This is a genomic window from Peribacillus frigoritolerans (assembly GCF_030676415.1).
In the GTDB taxonomy this organism is placed as follows: domain Bacteria; phylum Bacillota; class Bacilli; order Bacillales; family DSM-1321; genus Peribacillus; species Peribacillus frigoritolerans_A.
On sequence record NZ_JAUUTW010000035.1, the window covers coordinates 16443 to 37072 of the forward strand.

Annotated in this window: 18 protein-coding genes; 15 read left to right on the forward strand and 3 right to left on the reverse strand. The window is 39.4% G+C overall.

Going from position 1 to position 20630, the window contains the following annotated elements:
* Nucleotides 1–168 precede the first annotated feature (168 nt).
* Nucleotides 169–870, forward strand: coding sequence for an ankyrin repeat domain-containing protein (locus Q8G36_RS23740; RefSeq protein ID WP_305162263.1), 702 nt, complete (start codon nucleotides 169–171; stop codon nucleotides 868–870).
* Nucleotides 871–952: 82 nt separating this feature from the next.
* Nucleotides 953–1912, forward strand: coding sequence for a DUF4822 domain-containing protein (locus Q8G36_RS23745; RefSeq protein WP_305162264.1), 960 nt, complete (start codon nucleotides 953–955; stop codon nucleotides 1910–1912).
* 71 nt (nucleotides 1913–1983) lie between these two features.
* Here the strand turns inward: Q8G36_RS23745 and Q8G36_RS23750 are convergent, their stop codons facing one another.
* A complete protein-coding gene (locus tag Q8G36_RS23750; RefSeq protein ID WP_305162265.1) occupies nucleotides 1984–3720 on the reverse strand; it encodes a methyl-accepting chemotaxis protein in 1737 nt (578 codons plus the stop codon).
* 562 nt (nucleotides 3721–4282) lie between these two features.
* On the opposite strand from Q8G36_RS23750, the gene Q8G36_RS23755 reads away from it, so the two are divergent.
* A complete protein-coding gene (locus tag Q8G36_RS23755) occupies nucleotides 4283–4495 on the forward strand; it encodes a hypothetical protein (protein ID WP_305162266.1) in 213 nt (70 codons plus the stop codon).
* A gap of 246 nt (nucleotides 4496–4741) precedes the next feature.
* On the opposite strand, the gene Q8G36_RS23760 is transcribed toward Q8G36_RS23755, so the two are convergent.
* Nucleotides 4742–5659, reverse strand: coding sequence for a DMT family transporter (locus Q8G36_RS23760; protein WP_305162267.1), 918 nt, complete (start codon nucleotides 5657–5659; stop codon nucleotides 4742–4744).
* Between the two features lie 391 nt (nucleotides 5660–6050).
* Between Q8G36_RS23760 and Q8G36_RS23765 the strand changes: the two genes are divergently transcribed.
* From Q8G36_RS23765 to Q8G36_RS23800, 8 genes are all read left to right on the forward strand, one after another.
* On the forward strand, nucleotides 6051–7007 hold the full coding sequence (locus Q8G36_RS23765) for a sugar kinase (RefSeq protein ID WP_305162268.1): 957 nt from the start codon (nucleotides 6051–6053) through the stop codon (nucleotides 7005–7007).
* Nucleotides 7008–7033: 26 nt separating this feature from the next.
* Nucleotides 7034–8044 (forward strand): ureidoglycolate dehydrogenase, encoded by a 1011-nt coding sequence (gene allD / locus Q8G36_RS23770; RefSeq protein WP_305162269.1) that lies wholly within the window; start codon nucleotides 7034–7036, stop codon nucleotides 8042–8044.
* Nucleotides 8045–8052: 8 nt separating this feature from the next.
* A complete protein-coding gene (locus Q8G36_RS23775) occupies nucleotides 8053–9072 on the forward strand; it encodes a zinc-binding alcohol dehydrogenase family protein (RefSeq protein ID WP_305162270.1) in 1020 nt (339 codons plus the stop codon).
* 13 nt (nucleotides 9073–9085) lie between these two features.
* Entirely contained in the window at nucleotides 9086–9706 is a 621-nt protein-coding gene (locus Q8G36_RS23780) for a bifunctional 2-keto-4-hydroxyglutarate aldolase/2-keto-3-deoxy-6-phosphogluconate aldolase (protein ID WP_305162271.1), read from the forward strand.
* 12 nt (nucleotides 9707–9718) lie between these two features.
* The gene (gene uxuA, locus Q8G36_RS23785) at nucleotides 9719–10795 is read left to right on the forward strand and encodes a mannonate dehydratase (RefSeq protein ID WP_305162272.1); all 1077 of its coding nucleotides are present in this window, start codon (nucleotides 9719–9721) and stop codon (nucleotides 10793–10795) included.
* On the forward strand, nucleotides 10792–11628 hold the full coding sequence (locus tag Q8G36_RS23790) for an SDR family oxidoreductase (RefSeq protein WP_305162273.1): 837 nt from the start codon (nucleotides 10792–10794) through the stop codon (nucleotides 11626–11628). Before uxuA ends, Q8G36_RS23790 begins: the two co-directional genes overlap by 4 nt.
* Before the next feature lie 209 nt (nucleotides 11629–11837).
* A complete protein-coding gene (locus Q8G36_RS23795) occupies nucleotides 11838–12839 on the forward strand; it encodes a LacI family DNA-binding transcriptional regulator (RefSeq protein WP_305162274.1) in 1002 nt (333 codons plus the stop codon).
* Nucleotides 12840–12996: 157 nt separating this feature from the next.
* On the forward strand, nucleotides 12997–14238 hold the full coding sequence (locus Q8G36_RS23800) for an MFS transporter (RefSeq protein ID WP_305162275.1): 1242 nt from the start codon (nucleotides 12997–12999) through the stop codon (nucleotides 14236–14238).
* A gap of 97 nt (nucleotides 14239–14335) precedes the next feature.
* On the opposite strand, the gene Q8G36_RS23805 is transcribed toward Q8G36_RS23800, so the two are convergent.
* Complete coding sequence (locus Q8G36_RS23805) at nucleotides 14336–15205, reverse strand: AraC family transcriptional regulator (protein ID WP_305162276.1); 870 nt, start codon at nucleotides 15203–15205, stop codon at nucleotides 14336–14338.
* 198 nt (nucleotides 15206–15403) lie between these two features.
* Here Q8G36_RS23805 and Q8G36_RS23810 point away from each other — a divergent pair, with 198 nt between their 5' ends.
* The 4 genes from Q8G36_RS23810 to Q8G36_RS23825 all read left to right on the forward strand — a co-directional run bounded on the left by Q8G36_RS23810 (nucleotide 15404) and on the right by Q8G36_RS23825 (nucleotide 20554).
* Nucleotides 15404–16909: a UxaA family hydrolase gene (locus tag Q8G36_RS23810; protein ID WP_305162277.1), complete on the forward strand. Its 1506-nt coding sequence runs from the start codon at nucleotides 15404–15406 to the stop codon at nucleotides 16907–16909.
* A gap of 45 nt (nucleotides 16910–16954) precedes the next feature.
* Nucleotides 16955–17968 (forward strand): zinc-binding alcohol dehydrogenase family protein, encoded by a 1014-nt coding sequence (locus tag Q8G36_RS23815; RefSeq protein WP_305162278.1) that lies wholly within the window; start codon nucleotides 16955–16957, stop codon nucleotides 17966–17968.
* A gap of 83 nt (nucleotides 17969–18051) precedes the next feature.
* Nucleotides 18052–19539 carry a tagaturonate reductase gene (locus Q8G36_RS23820; RefSeq protein WP_305162279.1) on the forward strand — a complete coding sequence of 496 codons (1488 nt, stop codon included), beginning with the start codon at nucleotides 18052–18054 and terminating at the stop codon, nucleotides 19537–19539.
* 310 nt (nucleotides 19540–19849) lie between these two features.
* The gene (locus Q8G36_RS23825; RefSeq protein ID WP_251433746.1) at nucleotides 19850–20554 is read left to right on the forward strand and encodes a TerC family protein; all 705 of its coding nucleotides are present in this window, start codon (nucleotides 19850–19852) and stop codon (nucleotides 20552–20554) included.
* Nucleotides 20555–20630: the final 76 nt, after the last annotated feature.

Below are 20630 nucleotides of genomic sequence, written 5' to 3' on the forward strand. Positions count from 1 at the left end.
GAATAAGCACTAATATAATGAAGACGGATTAAGTAAGCAACTAAAAATAAAATCCTCATGCAACCTCAAAAAGATTTTTAGAACAAGTCATTTAGTACATTAAAATGACGGAAAATCATTTTGGTGCAGATGATTTGATGTACAACCAGGGAAAGGATGGTGTGTTTCATGTGGAGACGGCTAATGATTGTCATCGGATGCCTTTTCATCCTTCAAGGGTGTGTTTTAGATAACGAAAGAGAGCTAAATAAACAAGAAAAGGAGACAGGAAAGGGAATGAATGAACAACTGATTCAAGCTGCAGAACGAAAAGAAACGGAAAGAATAAGAAGTTTGATTGAGAAAGGTGCCGATATTAATACACAGGACTCGGAAGGGCGAACCGCCACTATGATTGCGACTTATAACAATGATGTAGAGACGGCAAAAATCCTTATTGAAGCGGGTGCAGACGTCAACATTCAGGATGACATGAAAAATAGCCCCTTCTTGTATGCCGGTGCTGAAGGTTATGTAGATATACTTAAACTTGCGATAGAAGCAGGTGCCGACCCGTCTATAACCAACCGTTATGGAGGAACGGCATTAATCCCTGCTTCGGAACATGGATATGTTGAAGTTATTAAAGAACTCCTTACTAAAACTGATATTGATGTGAATCATGTAAATGATCTCGGTTGGACAGCTTTGCTAGAAGCAATCATTTTGAATAATGGAGATGGAAAACAGCAGCAAACAGTGCAGTTGTTAATAGATCATGGGGCAGATGTCAACATTCCTGATAATAATGATGTGACCCCTTTACAACATGCCCGCGAGAAGGGATTTAAAGAGATTGAAAAAATTTTACTAACATCAGCAGCAAAATAACCAGAACGCTGATATTTTCAATTTTTAATGTCAATTGCACTACTAATTAATTACAACCACGATGTGATAAGGAGACGAAAAAATGAACAAAAAAGCAAAAATTTCAACATCTATACTACTTGGGTTGACATTGGCCATAACAGGATGTAACACAAACGCACAAGACAATCAAAGTGCTCAGAAGCAGGAACAAAATGCCAAAGAGAGTAAACAAGAAAATAAGTTAACCGCAGGACAGGAATTGACTAAAATTCTTAGTAGCACGAATTGGCAAGGAACTAAAGTTTATGATAAGAATAATAATGACTTAACAAAGGAGAATGCAAACTTTATTGGTCTAGCAAAATATGATGCTGAAGCATCGAGATATGAATTTTTTGATAAAAATACAAAAAAAAGTCGTGGTGATAAAGGAACTTTCTTTATCACAAATGGGAAGATTCGAGTGTTAATTTCAGAATCAATGGGTTACCAAGCAGTTGTTGAAATAACAGAATTGAATAAGGATATGTTTACTTATAAAAGAATGGGTAAAGATGCAAATGGTAACGACGTAGAGGTGTTTGTTGATCATATTCCTTATACTGAAACAGAACTTTCCTTTACTGATCCAGACAAAAATTTGGAAACTTACACAGGAGATATAGTTACAGACGTTGATGGAGATAAAATTTTATCAAGCACCCCATGGCAAGGAACAGTGGCATTGGATGAAAAAGGAAATGATGTATCAAGCTATAACTCGAATTATTTAGGACTGGCAAAATATGATGCTAAAACAAATAAGTATGAATTTTTTGATGCTAAAACCGGTGAAAGCCGTGGTGATTACGGTTATTACGATGTTGTTCATGGAAATAAGATAAGAGCCCATGTTTCACAGGGGGAAAATAAGTATGGCGCAGTTCTTGAACTTACAGAGCTTAATGAAAATAAATTCACTTATAAACGAATCGGTAAAGATAAAGATGGAAAAGAAATAACGATAACAGTTGAACATATACCTTATGAAGGTGATTTGAAACTAAAACCAACTAAGTAAATAAAAAAGGGATTTTGCATTAATAGCAAAATCCCTTTTTTAATATAGTAATAGAATAGTGTTCAAGGTTTTTACACGTTAAACTGTTCAACAGATGTTTCCAGGTCATTAGCGAGCTTTACCATCGAGGAGGTTGAGAAGGATATGTCCTCCATGGATTTCGCTTGTTGATCGGTTGAATGTGCAACTTGCTTTGAAGCCACTGCAGTTTCCCTTGTTAACCCTGCAAAATCTTCTATCGAAGCATTGATTTCCTGAGAACTTGCTGCCATTTGCTCTGTAATGGCTGAAATTTCTTGAATCTGATCACTAACATGCTCAAAAGATTTTATAGTCTGTTTAAAAGTTTCTCTTGTATTCAGGACAAATTTTGTCCCTTCCTCTACCTCTTTAGTTCCAGTTTCCATCATTTTCACTGACTCATTTATGATGGATTTAAAATGAAGTAGGGACTCTTGTATATTGATTGCAGATTCCTTCGTACCTACTGCCAATTTCCGTACCTCGTTCGATACCACCGCAAAACCTTTACCCTGTTCACCGGCTCTAGCAGCTTCAATTGCCGCATTTAGTGATAGCAGGTTTGTTTGCTCGGCAATTCCTGTAATTAAATGTACAATATTCACAATCTCATTTGCTTGTTCGTCCAATTTCTTTATTTCTGAACTGGTTTCTAGCATCACATCTTTTACTTGCAGAATTTGATTTGAGAGTTCATTTATATCTTTATTTCCAATGGACATTCTACTTGAAACATGATTAGTCTGTTCGCTGACTTCTGAAGACGCTTCGGCAATTCTTTGTATCCCTATGGTCATTTCCTCGATGACCCTCGATGATTCTTCACTTCTGTGTAATTGTACTTCCGCAGCTCCTGCAACTTGCTGAATGCCTTTAACGATATATTGTGTAGAAGTATCCATATCTTTGATTTTGTGTTCGATATCACTTGATGACTCCAAAAGCTGGAATGATGAGCTTTTCATGGAGTTGACGATCATAATCGTATTGGTAATCATTTCTTCAAAGGATTTCACTAAAACCTTGATTTCATCGGGTCCATTTACTTTTATATTGCTAATCAGTTTATTGGCTGTTAATAAATTTCCATTTGAGATTTCCTTTGCAGCCAAGCTGACGTTGAGAAGGGGGCTTAACTTTCTAGTCAAGAACCATATTAAGGCACCCACTACGATCGCTATTAAGATTACGTTGATTATTATGGTCAGGGGAAGAATGCCACCCAGAACCTTGCCGGTCGTAGCATCGACTTTGCTGGCATCAATATCCACCCCTAGTATTCCAATGACTTCGTCCCCTTTCTTTATGGGAACAAAAACGGATAAATAGTCACTATATTCAGGATCATGAACGATGGAAGTGGTAGAAACCTTTCCCTTCATGACGCTTTCTACATCCTGATATGAAGTTACGGTTATGGGGGCTAAAATGGGATATGCTTTTTTATCTCCCTTACCCATTCCATCTATAAGAATATGGACTTTTTCGCTACTTTCGTTAATCCCCAATGTATATACATATAATGCTCCAGTTTTTTGTCTATAATCGTCTAACTGTTCGCGTATCTCCCAATATGTAGAGGTTTCGGATTGATTACTTAAAAAATCAGCATAAGATGTTGGATTTATTCCTTGAGAGATGTTGCTTGCTATGTCTAAGCTGCTCATAGCGATTGTTTTCTCAACCGTATCATTTGTACTTTTATACATTAAAAGTAAACTTCCAATTAATGTAACGAACATGCCTGTTATAAGAACCAAACCTATTTTCGTACTGAGTCTATTCATCTTTGTTTATTCCTTCCCGGTTTATATATCTAGCATGTTTTATATATCGGTAATAATTAAATATATTTAATGAGACTTTAAAACCTTTGGGAGGAGCCTGTTGCAACAGAGGTTCATAATGAAATGATCTCAATATAAATAATGGATTGTAATTTTTCAAAAGAGAAAAAAAGATATAAACCTTTAAAAATGGAATATATCTTTTGAAGGAAATGGACGGGTTAATATACTTATTAACGAGGCAAAAAATTAAACAGACGAATACCACTCTGACAAAGCGCAAGGTCAAATTAGAAAAGAAAATATTGGCTAAAGCATGTTTTTAATTGATATCCCGGAAAAATATTATGTATGTATATCTTTATCTAGTTTTAATTAAAAGAGTCTATCTTTTTCTCGTAGGATAGGGTGGATAAAAAATAAAAGAATAAAAAGATAATGGAATTGTATACGAAACATGTTGCCTTAACCATTTAGAAAGTAAAGTCATTCTTAAAGACAGATTTTCCGGGAGGAAAAACAAAAAATTGGGTTCGTCCATGGTCTCGCGGGCGATGCCGCAATGGTCATTCTAACGATGTCGACCGTAACCGGTATGGGCGAAGGATCTATCTATATCATTATATTTGGCGCAGGGACAATTATTGGCATGCTGTGCTTTACAACTTTACTAGGCATACCGTTTGCTTTGAATGGAAAGGACATCGTTTTAAACCGAATCAAACTGGCGGGAGCTATAAGTTTGCATTCGGACTTTATTATATATACAAAGTAGACAATGACTTCAAGGAGGTTTCTCAGAAAGAAAAGTTGCAAACTTCGGGGTATATTGTAACGGATATGAATCTCCCATTATTATTCTGCAAGTTTGTTTTAGGTTTATTATTATCTGTAGATGAAGGAGAGGATGGACAATATATAATAAGACCCTATGACATTGTTAAGCCAATTTTTTTAGAATGGCAGTGTCATAGGGTCCCTTTTTTAAAAAAAGTCACGAAAACAGGTTTTGCTGTAGCCGCTAGGCAGATATACGTTTATTTTTCCTTTGGAGAAACCACATTTCAATTGCACCCGAGCCAAGCAATACTCCTGAAACAATGAAGATAAGTCCAATGAAATGTGCAGGCACAATGGCTTCTTTAAGGAACAATGCTGCCCCTAACAAAGAGAATAAGGTGTTTAAGTTAAGAAATATGGATGATTCAGCTGCGCCTACCTTACCAATGGCATAATTATAGCTCATGTGCCCGAGGGCAGTGGCAAAAATAGCGGAGAACAAGAAAGCTCCCCAGATGGATGGCGGTGCCGTTGCCAGTGAAGATAAGCCCTCTGGTTCCTTCCATAAGCTGATGGCAAAAAGAATAAAAGACCCGATAAGCATCATGTAGCCGGTTAGTAATCGTGGATCCATTGTTTTTGAGGCTTTATTAATGAGTATGAAGCTCAATGCCTGTGAAAGAATGGAAAGTAAAATATCCACATCTCCCAGATTAATAGAATGAAGTCCTCCACTTCCTGCCATAACGGTAAAACTCACACCTAGGGCACCGCATATAAAGCCAAGAAGCCGGATTAAAGTGGGCTTTTTACGAAAGAAAATCATGGTCAAGATGACAGTCAATATTGGACCCATGCCCAAAATCAGTCCAGCATTCGAGGCGGAAGTCTTCGTCAATCCCTCAGCTAAAAAATAATGATGAAAAACGACACTCAAGAGAGCTCCTCCAAAAACGTAAAAAAGTTCACTTTTTTTAGGAAGACGTATTAATCCAAAGAAGAAAAGGATAATAATGACGATAAGAGAAGCTGTAAAAATTCTCAATGAAGTGATTGTTACGGGCTGCGTATGCGCAACTAAAATTTTAATAACTGAGACATTTAACCCCCACGTGATCATTATTCCGGTAAGTAAGATGTATATTTTCAAAAAACTCATTCCAAACAACCTTTCAAACTTATTTAACAATTGATATATTATACAACTTTCTCCAAATTAATAGCAAAGAGTAAAGTTTGATTGAAAGCCCTTGGATGAAAAATCAGAAACTCTTAATCATTAAAAAAGAGGGAAGAAATAATCCCTTCCCTTTACCTTAATATGGCTTTTTATCATAAATTTAGCTGAAATATAATATGAAAAAATACCAAATAAAAATAAAATTACGAATTATCTAACTTTTCTATTGTTTTTGGTAGGGTTTTCATTTACAATTTCCTTATGATTTACCAAACCGGTTTAGTAATTTACTAAATCGATTTAGCAATGAAGCTTATTGAAAGTGATATGATCAAATGTTTTTGATTGTTCGTAAGAAGGAGGTACTGTATTGTCATCAAACTATGGTGTTTTAACGCTGGGCGACGCCATGATTACGCTAAATCCGGAAGAGACAGGACCTTTAAGATTCGTTACCCGTTTTGAGCGAAAAGTAGGAGGCGCTGAACTGAATTTTGCGATTGGCTGTTCAAGGCTTGGCATGCGGGCAAAATGGATAAGCCGTTTAGGCAAGGATGAGTTCGGTAAAGTTATATATAATTTTGCTCGTGGGGAAGGCGTGGACATGAGTGATGTTGCCTATGTAAATGGATATCCAACATCCCTTAACTTTAAAGAAATCCGGGAAGATGGTTCCGGAAAGACATTTTATTACCGCTATCAATCTCCCATTTTAACTTTAAAACCGGAAGATATAACTGAAAGTATGTTTGAAGAGATTGATATAGTCCACCTTACTGGAGTTTTTTTGGCTATAGACCCCAAAAATGTGGAAATTGCCAAGAGGGTAATGGATATTGCAAAACAAAAAAATATACCTGTTTCTTTTGATCCGAATATCCGTTTAAAGCTATGGTCCATCGAGGAAGCTAGATCAGTTTATTGTAATATTTTTCCATATGTTGATATTTTGCTTACAGGTTTAGATGAAATAAGATTGATCATCGGAACTGACTCTAAAGAATCATTGGCGGAATTCGCAAAGGTGAATGAGATTGATCAGCTTGTCATCAAGGACGGGAAACATGGTTCAAAACTATATACCAAAAATGAATGGCATGAAAAAGAAGCTTTCCCTGTTATACCTGTAGATACTGTTGGTGCGGGAGATGGTTATGATGCCGGTTATATTTACGGATATCTTCATGGCTTATCCATTGATGAAAGATTGACATTTGCAAATGGTGTAGGAGCTCTTGTCACCACTGTTGCAGGGGACAATGAAGGATTACCATATTTGGATGAAGTAATGCCTTTCATACAGAATGTGTCTGTTATCGAAAGATAGATGACTGAAAGAAATGAGGGGAGAAAATGGCAACAGTAACGATTCAAGCCGAGGAAGCAAAACGATTAGCCATACAACAGCTGACCAAAGTGGGTTTAAATGAAGAAAATGCCGGAAAAATCGCGGAAGTATTGGTTCATGCCGATCTCAGAAATGTCAATTCCCATGGTGTATTGCGAACAGAGCATTATGTGAACCGTTTACTGGCAGGAGGCATAAATCCCGATGCACAGATTTCCTTCCAAAAGACTGGGCCCGTTACCGGTGTGGTTGATGGAGATGATGGATTTGGGCATGTGATAGGTGACGTGGCCATGGACCATGCAATCGAAATGGCTAGAGATAATGGCGTGGGCATGGTGACTGTTTTTAATAGCAGCCATTGCGGAGCACTAAGCTATTTCGTTCAAAAAGCTGCTGATGCAAAGTTGATTGGCATCGCGATGTCACATACCGATAAAATTGTGGTCCCGTTCGGAGGAAAAACATCATTTCTTGGTACTAACCCAATCGCTTACGGAGTTCCTGCCAAAACGAAGAAACCCTTTATTCTTGATATGGCAACATCCAATGTTGCGCTGGGGAAAATCCTCCAGGCACGCGAAGAAGGAAAGGAAATCCCTGAAGGATGGGGAGTGGATGAAAATGGGGCTGCGGTCACAGACCCGAATAAAGTCGTTTCCCTTTCCACTTTCGGAGGCCCGAAAGGCTATGGTCTATCCGTAATTGTAGATGTGTTTTCTGGATTATTGGCCGGTGCGGCATTTGGCCCGCACATTGGGAAAATGTATGACGATCTTGATAAGAAACGGAAGCTGGGACATTATTTTTGTGTAATTAATCCTTCGTTCTTTACGGATACTGAGATATTTTTAGAGCAAATGGATCAAATGATCGAAGAGCTGCAACAGGTTGAACCTGCTCCAGGGTTCGATCGCGTATATATACCGGGTGAGATTGAACAAATCAATGAAGAAAAAAACCTGAAACAAGGGATTACGATAGCATCAAGTGTTTATGAATTTCTTACAAAGTAGGTGGGGAAATGAAAGCGGTTCAAGTACGGAAAGCTCATGAACTTATCATTCAAGAAGTGGAAAAACCCCTGATTTCGAACTCGACGGATGTCCTTGTAAAAGTAAAAAGGGTCGGAATTTGCGGATCGGATATGCATATTTACCATGGCACGAATCCTCTTGCAACGCTGCCGCGGGTCGTTGGGCATGAAGTGACGGGAGAAGTTGTGGAGATAGGTCAAGGTGTAGCGGGCATAAAAGTGGGGGACCACGTTGTTGTTGAGCCTATCAGTTATTGCGGGGAGTGTTACGCTTGCCGTAAAGGTCGCCAAAATGTTTGTGAAAAACTCTCTGTTTTTGGCGTGCATGAAGATGGTGGGATGAGGGAATGGTTCGTCCTTCCCGAGAAACAATTACATGTTGTGGATTCCGCTTTAGCTTGGGAAGAAATAGTATTGGCTGAGCCATACACAATTGGCGCACAGGCCGTTTGGAGAGGCGAAGTGGAGGAAGGGGAAACCGTTCTTATCCAGGGAGCTGGGCCTATTGGGATTTGCATATTAAAGATGGCAAAGCTTCAAGGAGCATCAGTGATGATCACGGATTTAAGTGATGAGCGTTTGGAATTCGCTAAAGAAAGCGGCGCCGATATCATCGTCCATGCGGGAAAAGAAGATGTTAATAAACGAGTAGAAAAATGGACGAATGGTGAAGGGGCCAACGTCGTCATTGATGCAGTATGCTTGCCGATGACATTTGAATTGTCCTTCGATGTCGTGTCAACGGCGGGTCGGATTGTGGTACTCGGTTTTGATGAACGTCCTTCAGCGGTTTCCCAGCTACCAATCACTAAAAAGGAAGTATCTGTGAAAGGATCTAGATTGCAAACCGACCAGTTTCCAAAAGTGGTTAAACTTTTGAATGAAGGCAAACTCAGACATGAAGGTTTAGTTACCCATACATTTTCGCTCGATGATATCCAGGAAGCATTTAATTTTGTTGAAAATCATCCCGAACAAGTTCGAAAAGCGATCATCGTTTTTAATTAAGGGGGTAGGAATTATGGATAAACATTCGATCAAACATCAAATAACGGAAATGAAAGTTGTGGCTGTTATCCGGGGACAGGATGCAAAGGAGGCAGCACAGCTTTCTAAAGCAGCTGTGGAAGGTGGTATCCGGGCAATCGAATTGACTTATACAACACCGGGAATTATAGAAGCTTTCAAAGAACTGCAAAATACGGAGGCACTTTTAGGAGCAGGTTCGGTACTTGATTCTGAAACGGCACGACATGCGATTTTAGCTGGCGCCAATTTTATCGTCAGCCCCTATTTTGTCAATGATGTAGCCGAACTTTGTAATCGATACGGCATTCCCTATATGCCTGGATGCATGACAATTAGAGAAATGGCTACGGCATTGGAAGCAGGCTGTGATGTTTTAAAGTTATTTCCGGCAAACCATTTCGAACCTTCTTTCATCAAGTCGGTTAATGGTCCACTGCCCAATGTAAGGATCATGCCAACCGGCGGAATTAATTTGGATAACATGAAGGACTGGCTTAATGCAGGCGCGGTAGCAATCGGGATTGGCAGTGACTTGAACAAAGCCAATCAGAATGGCGGCTATGAGGCAGCAGTGGAGTTAAGCAGAAAATACATGCAGAAAATTGCGGAATGATGGAGGTGCATGATGAACATTACATTTAGATGGTACGGGAAAGACAATGATACTGTTACATTGGAGCACATTAAACAGATTCCTGGAGTGAAAGGGATTGTCTGGGCACTACATCAAAAACCTGTTGGTGAGGTATGGGAAAAGGAAGAAATTAAAGAAGAAATCGAGTATATCCAATCATTTGGTTTTCACACGGATGTCGTAGAAAGTGTAAATGTCCATGAATCGATTAAATTAGGTAACGAAGATCGCATGATATATATAGAGAAATACAAAGAGACGATCCGGAATCTTTCGGAAGCTGGAGTGAAAGTCATTTGTTATAACTTCATGCCGATCTTTGATTGGACTCGAACGGAAATGTTCCATCCTTTGGAAGATGGCTCAACTGCCCTGTTTTATGAAAAGGCGAAAGTGGATACGCTAGATCCGCAAGATTTAATTCGTACGGTAACGGAAGCTTCAGATTTAACTTTACCAGGTTGGGAACCAGAAAAAATGGATCAAATCTCTGAATTATTCGAAGCTTACAAAACTGTGGACGAAGAGCAGCTATGGGCGAATCTAGAAATATTCTTAAAAGAAATATTACCTGTTGCCGAGGCTTGCGGTATAAAAATGGCAATACACCCGGATGATCCGCCATGGTCCATTTTTGGCTTGCCAAGAATCATCACCGGAGAGTCGAGCTATGAAAAACTGATCTCGATTTCGGATTCACCATCGAATGCTTTCACCATGTGTACAGGATCGATGGGGGCAAACCCTGAAAATGATATGGTCCAGGTGGCTAAAAAGTATGCAAACCGTTCGCCTTTCTCCCATATACGGAATGTGAAGATTTATGAAAATGGTGACTTTGTGGAAACATCCCATCATACCCAGGATGGATCCATCAATATACAGGGCATCGTGGAAGAATTGAATAAGCAAAATTATACTGGTTATGTCAGACCGGATCATGGCCGCCATATATGGGGTGAAGTTTGCCACCCAGGTTACGGTTTATATGACAGAGCACTTGGAATCATGTATTTGCTCGGATTATGGGATGCATATGAAGCTGGGAAATCAGGTGGGGAATCATGATTCCCATCCATGAAAACTTATCGAACAGGGTGGCAGTGATCACTGGAGGCAGCGGTGTTTTATGTTCCAAAATGGCTGAGGAATTGGCCCGTCATGGTGTCAAGGTAGCTATATTGAACAGAACAGCCGAAAAAGGGCAAGAAGTGGTCGAACTCATTGAACAAACAGGGGGCACTGCGATATCCATTGCGGCAGACGTTTTGGATAGAACCTCATTGGAGAATGCAAGAGGAAAAATAATAGAAACGTTCGGAAGAGTGGATCTATTAATAAATGGAGCGGGAGGCAATCATCCTGATGCCATTACAGCTCCAGAGAAATATGGGGAAGAAGCAGAAGGAAAATCCTTTTTTGATCTGGATGAAAATGGTTTCTCCCAGGTTTTTGCCAGTAATTTCACCGGTACATTTTTGGCCAGTCAGGTTTTTGGGAAAGAGTTATTGCAAGTGGAAGCACCAGTTATCGTAAATGTATCTTCCATGAGCGCTTACGCTCCAATGACTAAAGTACCAGCATATAGTGCTGCCAAAGCTTCGATTAATAATTTTACCATGTGGATGGCTGTTCATTTTGCCGAAGAAGGTTTACGGGTGAATGCCATTGCTCCAGGATTCTTTTTGACGAAGCAAAATCGGGATCTTCTGCTTAATGAAGATGGCAGCCTGACGGCAAGGTCAAATAAAATCATAACTTCAACACCCATGAAGCGTTTTGGGCAGCCTGAAGATTTACTTGGTACCTTGCTTTGGCTCGTTGATGAATCCTATTCGGGCTTTGTTACAGGAATTACGGTACCAGTCGATGGGGGTTTCATGGCATATTCAGGCGTCTGAATTCAGATCCAATAAAAAGGCAACCAAGTGACCGATTGTACATTAGTTGATTGAATTTTGTTACACGGTATGGGAAATTGACTTTTTTACTGCATCAGAAGGTGATTGTAAAGCTTTACTTATTATAATAGAATATTCCTTATATACTAAGCCAATTTCTTTTATGGAATTAGGCAGAGAAATGAAATCACACGACAGGAATGAATGAAATGAAAACCATTACAATTACTGATGTCGCCAATCACGCGAAAGTATCAAAAAGCACAGTTTCCCAATACCTGAACAAGCGATACGAGTATATGAGTGAAAAAACCAGGAAAAAAATTGAAGAAACTATAGAAGAATTAAACTATCAGCCTAATATAATAGCGCGCAGTTTAAAACAAAAATCCACTTTTACCGTTGGGGTGGTGGTTGCCAACATCCTTCACACGTTTTCAACGCAAGTTATTAGAGCGATAGAAAACTACTTTTATGAACAAGGGTTCCATATTATCGTATGCAATGCAGATGACAACCCTGAAAAGGAAAAGAATTATATTGAAATGCTGAGAGCTAAACAAGTGGATGGGATCATCATTTTCCCCACAGGTGACAATCTTGATTTATATCAACGTATGAAGAGTGATCAATTCCCGATTGTTTTCATGGATAGGACGATCGAAGAATTGGATATTGCAACAGTCATGCTCGATAATCACCTTGCTTCCAAGTTAGCGATCGACCGATTTGTTGAAAAGGGTTTTGAAAACATTGCAATCATGACCACCTCAATAATACGCGATATCAGTCCTAGAATCGAACGGATCCAGGGGTACAAGGATTCATTGGCGTCACATGGGATACCATTCAATTCTGAATATATTAAAACAGTGAACGCAGATGAAATCCCTGTTGCACTTTCAGAATTTTTCGAATTGGAAAAGCCGCCTCAAGCCATATTGGCAGGAAATGATATCGTACTTAATGAAGTATTGCGTTATATGAAACAGCACGAAATCAATATACCTGATGACATAGCGGTCATAGGAATCGATGATGTACCGTATGCCAGTTTCTATACACCGACAATCACAACGGTTAATCAGCCAGCCATTGAAATGGCCAACTTGGCAGCAGAGTTACTGCTTAGTCAAATCAACAAATCAGGAAAAGAGGATACAAGCGTGCATCGCTTGAAACCGACTTTGCTTTCAAGGAATTCTTGCTAGAACCGGACGTAAGAATTTCCGTGAAAAAGAAAGCGCTTTTTTGCGGGAATTCTAAACCGATTTAGTTATAGGTCATATAGGCTTTACTCTTGGTTATTAAATGGAAACGTTTCCAAAGATGCTGCTGCATTTATAGAAACGTATAGGGGGGTACTTTATGTTTTCAAATGGTAGAGGAATGGTTATCGTTTTCTTGTTCTTGGCAGGGGTAATAAATTATCTAGACCGATCTGCACTGTCCATTGCAGCTCCGTTCATCCAAGATGATTTATCCTTAACTGCAACACAGATGGGAATTATCTTTAGTAGCTTTTCAGTTGGTTATGCCATATTTAACTTCCTTGGAGGAATGGCGTCCGATAAATGGGGTGCAAAGCTTACGCTTTTCGTGGCGATGATCGTTTGGTCTTTATTCAGCGGTGCACTTGTACTGGCTGTCGGTTTTGTGAGTATGATAGTCATCCGAATCCTGTTTGGGATGGGCGAAGGCCCTCTTTCCGCAACCATCAATAAAATGGTGAATAACTGGTTCCCAGCGAATCAGCGGGCATCTGTCGTTGGTTTGACGAATAGCGGGACGCCGCTTGGTGGCGCGATTGCAGGTCCAATAGTTGGATTCATTGCCATCTCATATGGATGGAGAGTTTCTTTCATCGCCATTATGGTGATTGGTCTTATATGGGCGATTTGCTGGTGGAAGTTCATTAAAGAAAAACCAGAAGAGTCAAAAGAACAGAAACATACGGGGAAATCTTATGTAGCGGCAACATCGGAAGAAAAGGTGAAATTCACCTTTTATTTAAAACAAAAAACGGTTTTATTTACAGCTCTAGCCTTTTTTTCTTACAACTATATTCTCTTCTTTTTCTTAACTTGGTTCCCAAGCTATTTGGTGGATGCACGCGGCCTAAGTGTAGAAAATATGAGTATCATTACAGTGATTCCTTGGATTTTTGGATTCATCGGGCTTGCTTTGGGTGGATTCGTGTCGGATTTCTTCTTTAAAAAATTCGCTCAAAAAGGTGTTTTATTCTCACGTAAGCTCGTGCTTGTAACATGTTTGTTCTTATCGGCGTTATGTATCGGTTTTGCCGGACTTGTATCCACAACGATCAGTGCGGTAACACTTGTTGCACTTTCCGTTTTCTTCCTATATTTGACGGGTGCCATTTACTGGGCAATCGTCAACGATGTTGTCGACCCTGGTAATGTCGGATCTGTTGGAGGTTTTATGCATTTCTTGGCAAATACAGCAGGAATCATCGGACCGACGTTAACAGGATACATTGTCGATACCTCAGGCACATACACAGTTGCATTCTTGCTTGCAGGTGGCTTGGCCATCGTTGCATCGCTTGCAGTCATCCGTTTTGTACGACCGATAGTAAAGCCTGCGTAATAGATTGTTAGAATGGAAGTGTCTCCCAAAGGAAATATCATGAGAAGACACTTCCATTTTTTAATGAATTAAAATTTTTCATGTTTATTAGGCATGCCTAGCAGATCCGATTTTCTTTACGAAATGTAGCTGGTGTCTTTTCATTGTATTTCTTAAAGGTACGATAAAATTGGGGCATGCTTTCAAAACCACACATTTCGGCTATATTGGCTATGGTGTGATTCGTTTCCAGTAAAAGTTCCTTTGCCTTGATGATTCTTTTCGTGTTTAGATACACGATTAACCCAATTCCAGTCGTTTCCTTAAAAACTCTGCTGAAATGAGCGGGACTGACCAAAGCTTTTTGTGCAAGTATCGTCAAATTCAATGCTTCATCGATGTGTTCATTAATATAGATTAAAATATCTTTGATCCATTCTGAACTATAGCTATTGCCCTCGGGTAAATCTTCTTTGCCATTTATCCGGGTCCGGTATAAATCAAGTATGATTTGATGAACGATCAGCAAACAAGCATGCCTTGAGCCCATTGATTGGCTAGTTGTTTCTTGCAGGATGAGTTGTAGCTGTTCCTCCATCTTTACTTGTACCTTTTGCTGCAATGATATTTTGTAATTCTTACTCTTTTTTGTCAGGTCAAACAAATGTAAATAAGAAAAAGAATCATCAACCATATCTTTATATAATAATGTTGGACTGAAAAAGATGATGGTGGAGGTAACAGGATCGTCCTTATTGGGTAATGCCCTATGAATGGTATTATTCGGGATCAGGAATACATCCCCTTGCTGCATATCATAAAACACATCACCGATAAAAAAGGTCCCTTTACCGTTATAAACATAAACAATTTCATAATAGTCATGCATATGATCGGACAATTCATTCTGAGGACTTTTCGTATCTTGATAGACAAAGGAAAATGGGAAAAGTAAATCATGATTTAATGCATTATGGATTTTTTTCATTTCGATCATCTCCTGAATATATAATACAACAAGAATGAGTATATTTATAACAAAATATGCAATTTATATTACAAAAATTGATGTTAAAATTATAATAGATTTAAAAATTAAAAAACTTCAAGCGAAAAATGAAAGGGCTTTCGGAATGGGTTGACGTTTGATTTTGAACGTCTTCACTCATGATAAGGAGGGGACAAAATGAATAAATTTGTTCAATTGCATTCAAATGATGATGTTGTTATTTCCTTGGAGGGGATTCATAAAGGACAGAGGCTCCAGATTCAAACAGAAGGCAGGGGAATGATCCATATAAAGGCAAGTGATGACATTCCTAAAGGGCATAAGATGTCAGTGAAACCGGTTAAACAAGGGGGGGACGTAATCAAATTTGGCTACTCGATCGGAAAAGCTAAAGAAGATATTTCCATTGGCGATTGGGTTCACACCCATAATCTAACATCCGGTTTGCATGGTATATTGAATTATTCCTATCAACCTAGCAGTCAACATACAAAAGAGCCAAGTCACAATCATACCTTCCAAGGATATATCCGTGAAAATGGGGAAGTGGGTATCCGGAATGAAATCTGGATCATCAACACGGTTGGTTGCATCAATAAAACATGTGAACTTCTCGCTAAAATGGGAAATGAGCAGTTTAAAGATCGACAATTTGATGGGGTTCATCACTTTTCCCACCCCTACGGTTGTTCTCAATTGGGAGACGATTTGACCCATACACAGAAACTATTAGCGGCCTTGGTTCAACATCCAAATGCAGCAGGGGTTTTAGTTGTAGGATTAGGATGTGAGAATAATCAAATCGAAGCATTTAAAGAAGTCATTGGCGAATTTCCTCCAAATCGGATTAAATTTTTAAAAGCCCAGGAGGTTCATGATGAATTGGAAAGCGGCTTACGTTTAATGGGAGAATTAGTGGAATATGCCGAAGGGTTTGTGCGCATGCCCGTACCGGTTTCAAAGTTGAAAATAGGCTTGAAGTGCGGGGGTTCCGATGGTTTTTCAGGCATTACCGCTAATCCACTGGTTGGTGCGGTTTCCGACCTTATTGTAGAAAATGGCGGGACCACGATATTGACAGAGGTTCCTGAGATGTTTGGAGCGGAAACGATATTAATGAACAGGGCAAAAGATGAAGAAACCTTTAATAAAATAGTGGGCCTTATTAATGATTTCAAACAGTATTTCATTCGCCATGATCAAGAAATTTATGAAAACCCTTCACCTGGAAATAAGGAAGGCGGCATAAGTACACTGGAGGAAAAATCACTTGGATGCACGCAAAAAGGGGGCCATGCCACTGTAGTGGATGTAAGCCCATATGGAGAACGAGTAGTGAAGCAAGGTTTGAATTTAATCAATTCTCCTGGAAATGATCTGATTTCGGTGACGGCTTTGGCAGCAGCGGGCGCACATATCGTTCTATTTACTACGGGAAGAGGAACACCATTTGGGGGACCGGTGCCAACTGTAAAAATAGCTACGAATTCGGAATTAGCTGATCGTAAAAAGCACTGGATCGATTATAATGCCGGTCGGTTGATTGAAGGTCAAAAGATCGATGAATTAAAGGACGATTTATTCCATTACATTCTTGAGCTTTCATCCGGTAAAAAGAAAACGAATAATGAAAAATTCGGATATAGGGAGATAAGCATCTTTAAAGAAGGTGTCATTCTCTAATAGCTGCACGATTTCTATTAAGTTATAAAAAAGGAGTGTTATTCATTGAAAAGTATCGTTTGTGAACAACCTTTTGAATTTAAGATGATCGAATCGGAAAAACCCTTTCCAAACTCAGGGGAAGCTTTAATTCGTGTGCGGCGTATAGGTATATGCGGTACGGATATTCACGCCTATGGAGGTAATCAACCCTTTTTTAGCTATCCTCGAATACTTGGCCATGAACTATCCGGTTTTATTGAGTCCATACCGGAGAATGAATCAGGGCTTAATGTCGGGGATCAGGTATCGATCATCCCCTATATGGAATGTGGAAAATGCCTGGCTTGCAGAAATGGAAAAACGAATTGCTGTACGGATATGAAAGTGTTGGGTGTACATGCTGAAGGCGGCATGAGTGAGTGGATTACGGTTCCTTATAATCATTTGGTGAGAACAGAGGGTCTCACACTTGACCAATCCGCAATGATAGAGCCTTTGAGTATAGGGGCTCACGCAGTTAGGCGCGCTGCTATTCATAAAGGGGAATTTGCACTTGTGATTGGTGCTGGTCCAATTGGCTTGGGAGTCATGGCATTCGCTAAAGAACAGGGTGCGAAGGTGATCGCTATGGATGTAAATGATGAACGCCTTGCGTTTGCGGGCAAATGGGCAAATGCCGATTATACTTTGAACGTTTTGAAGAATCCAATGGAGAAATTAGCCCAATTGACGAATGGAGATATGCCAAGCGTGGTATTTGATGCGACAGGTAATGCTAAGTCAATGATGGATTCATTTAAATATCCTGCTCACGGCGGAAGATTGATTTATGTAGGTTTAGTTAAAGCGGATATTTCCTTTAATGATCCTGAATTCCACAGTAAAGAGCTTACATTAATGGGAAGCCGTAATGCAACAAGGGATGACTTTGATTATGTCGTGAATAAGCTGAAGAATGACAAGCTGGACATGAGCCAGTATATTACACACCGCACACATTTGGATGAAATGATCAATCAGTTTGAAGGATGGTTAACTCCTGAAGCTAAAGTGATCAAGGCCATTGTCGAAATATAAGCATTAGGTATGCTGTCGTATGGGTAACCTCTTGAAATTATACTCCAAATTGGATATTTCTGTTAGAAAGGAGTTCTTTGGTCATGAACTTTAATAAAAGCCAACTGAAGGGTCTGAGTAAAGATATAAAAGCTGTCCAATATTCACATATGATGGATTTTCCCATAAAAGTATTGCAGATTGGGGAAGGGAATTTTCTTCGGGGCTTCTTTGATTGGATGATTTATGAATGTAATAAACAAGGCCATTTCATGGGAAGTATTGCAGTTACCCAGCCTCGCCCCGCCGGAAAAGGGAAAATAGAGGAAGTAAAGCGGCAAGATGGACTGTATACACTGATGTTACGTGGTTTTCACCAAGGGGAGAAAGTGGAACATACAGAGATCATTTCCGTTTTTTCGAAGGTAATTGATCCATATGAAGAATGGATGGAATTTTTAGCACTATCAGAAAATCCTGAATTGGAATTTGTAGTTTCCAACACGACTGAAGCAGGGCTCAAATACCAACCGACTCCTTTGGTAGAAGGAAAGCCGATTGAATCTTTTCCAGGAAAACTGACTGCATTTTTGTATCATCGTTATCTGCATTTCAACGGGGATTCGAAAAAAGGACTGACCATGCTTCCATGTGAGCTTTTAGAGAGAAATGGTGATTCATTGAAGCAATGTGTTCTTAAGCATAGCGGGGATTGGGATTTACCAAAGCCATTCATGGAGTGGGTGGACCGGGACAACCTATTCCTAAACTCGCTTGTAGACCGTATCGTTACAGGATTCCCAGCTAATGAGGCGGAAAAGCTATTTGCATCATTTGGATATTCGGATACATTGCTAAATACGGCAGAACCCTACCATTTATGGGCTATTGAAGGTGATCCTTCTATTGATGAACGTCTTCCCTTACGAAAATCCGGCTTAAATGTGCGTTGGGTAAAAGATTTAACACCTTTTCAAATGAGGAAGGTACGGATTCTTAATGGTTCACATACCTTGATGGCTCCTTTAGGCATTTTATCTGGATTGGAAGAAGTAAAACAGGCAATCGATCATCCGAAATTCAACCAATTTCTGAGCAATGCCATCGAAAAGGAAATAATTCCTTCATTACCTTTTGATCAAAATGAGATGATGCTATATGGGGAAAGTGTTCTTGAGCGATTTAAGAATCCTTTTGTACATCACCTCCTGGCCGATATTTCGCTGAATAGTATTTCGAAGTTTAAGGTTCGTCTCCTGCCTACCTTGGAGGAATATCATAGGGCGAAAGGCAGGCTGCCCGACTGTATCGTCCGAGGTTTTTCGGGCCTGATCCGATTTTATAAGGTTAACGAAATGAAGGGGAGTTATATTGGTAAAAGCTTTTCGGGTAAAGTCTATGTCGTCAAAGACGATATAAAGACAATTGAATTTTTTAGGGAACAATGGCTTCGTTATGAGAGGGGAGAAATCCCGCTTAGACAATTGATAGAGGCCACCTTAAGTAATCAGTATCTATGGGGGAAGGATTTGAACGATATCCCGAACCTTGGAAACGAATTATGCGAATATCTAGAAGGAATGATTGACTGAAATTATCATTGGGCAAGGTTAAGTTCATGAATTTCCTTCCTATCTTTTATTTTTTCCTTTATTTTATTTTTATTTTTGGTATACTGAATTAGTGATATTTTTTCTTGGTAGTTTCCTATGGAAAGATATTAAAAGAATTACATATTCTTTATTCCCGTAAAGGGGAGTAGCGTCAGGGATAACCTGAAATAAAGTCGTCATTACGTGGGAATTCCACCGGCTTTATTGGCCTAATTTATTTAGTGCTTAGCGAGACCTTTGCCATTTATGGCAGAGGTCTCTTTATTTTTGTAAAAGGGAGGAAATTGTGTTGGATTTTTTAACAGGTGAATTTATTTCAGGACTTTTAGCGATCATTATGATAGATTTGGTTCTAGCCGGTGATAATGCGATCCTTATTGGATTGGCTGCAAGAAAGCTTCCAAAAGAACAGCAAAAAAAGGTAATAATATGGGGAGCGGTCGGGGCAATTGTGATAAGGATCATCGCAACGCTGCTGGTTGTTTGGCTATTAGAGGTGCCTGGGCTGCATTTAATAGGGGGATTACTTCTTGTATGGATTGCTTATAAGCTCCTTATCGAAGAAGAGGAACATGATTTGAAGCCTGCAGACTCGATGTGGGCTGCTATAAAAACCATTATTATTGCAGATGCTTTGATGGGATTGGATAACGTCCTAGCGGTCGCAGGTGCATCTCATGGTAACTTCACTTTAGTGGTGATCGGTTTACTTGTATCTATCCCAGTAGTGATGTATGGAAGCACTTTGATCCTGAAACTGATAGAACGTTTCCCAGTCATCATAATAATTGGTGCGGGAATACTAGGCTGGACAGCTGCTAAAATGATCGTAGCTGAACCCTTCATGCACGACTACTTTGCAAATCCCTTCATTAAGTATGGATTTGAAGCGATAGTGGTGATTGGAATCCTGGTTGCCGGGACTTCAAGACAGAAAAATATAGAAAAAGAAAAAGCAAACAGAGAGAAAATGCAAATCGAACGTAATGGATAATGCATACAAAGAGACCTTTCGAAAATGAAAGGTCTCTTCTTTTTGTTTAAGTCCGAATGATATAAGTTACAAAACA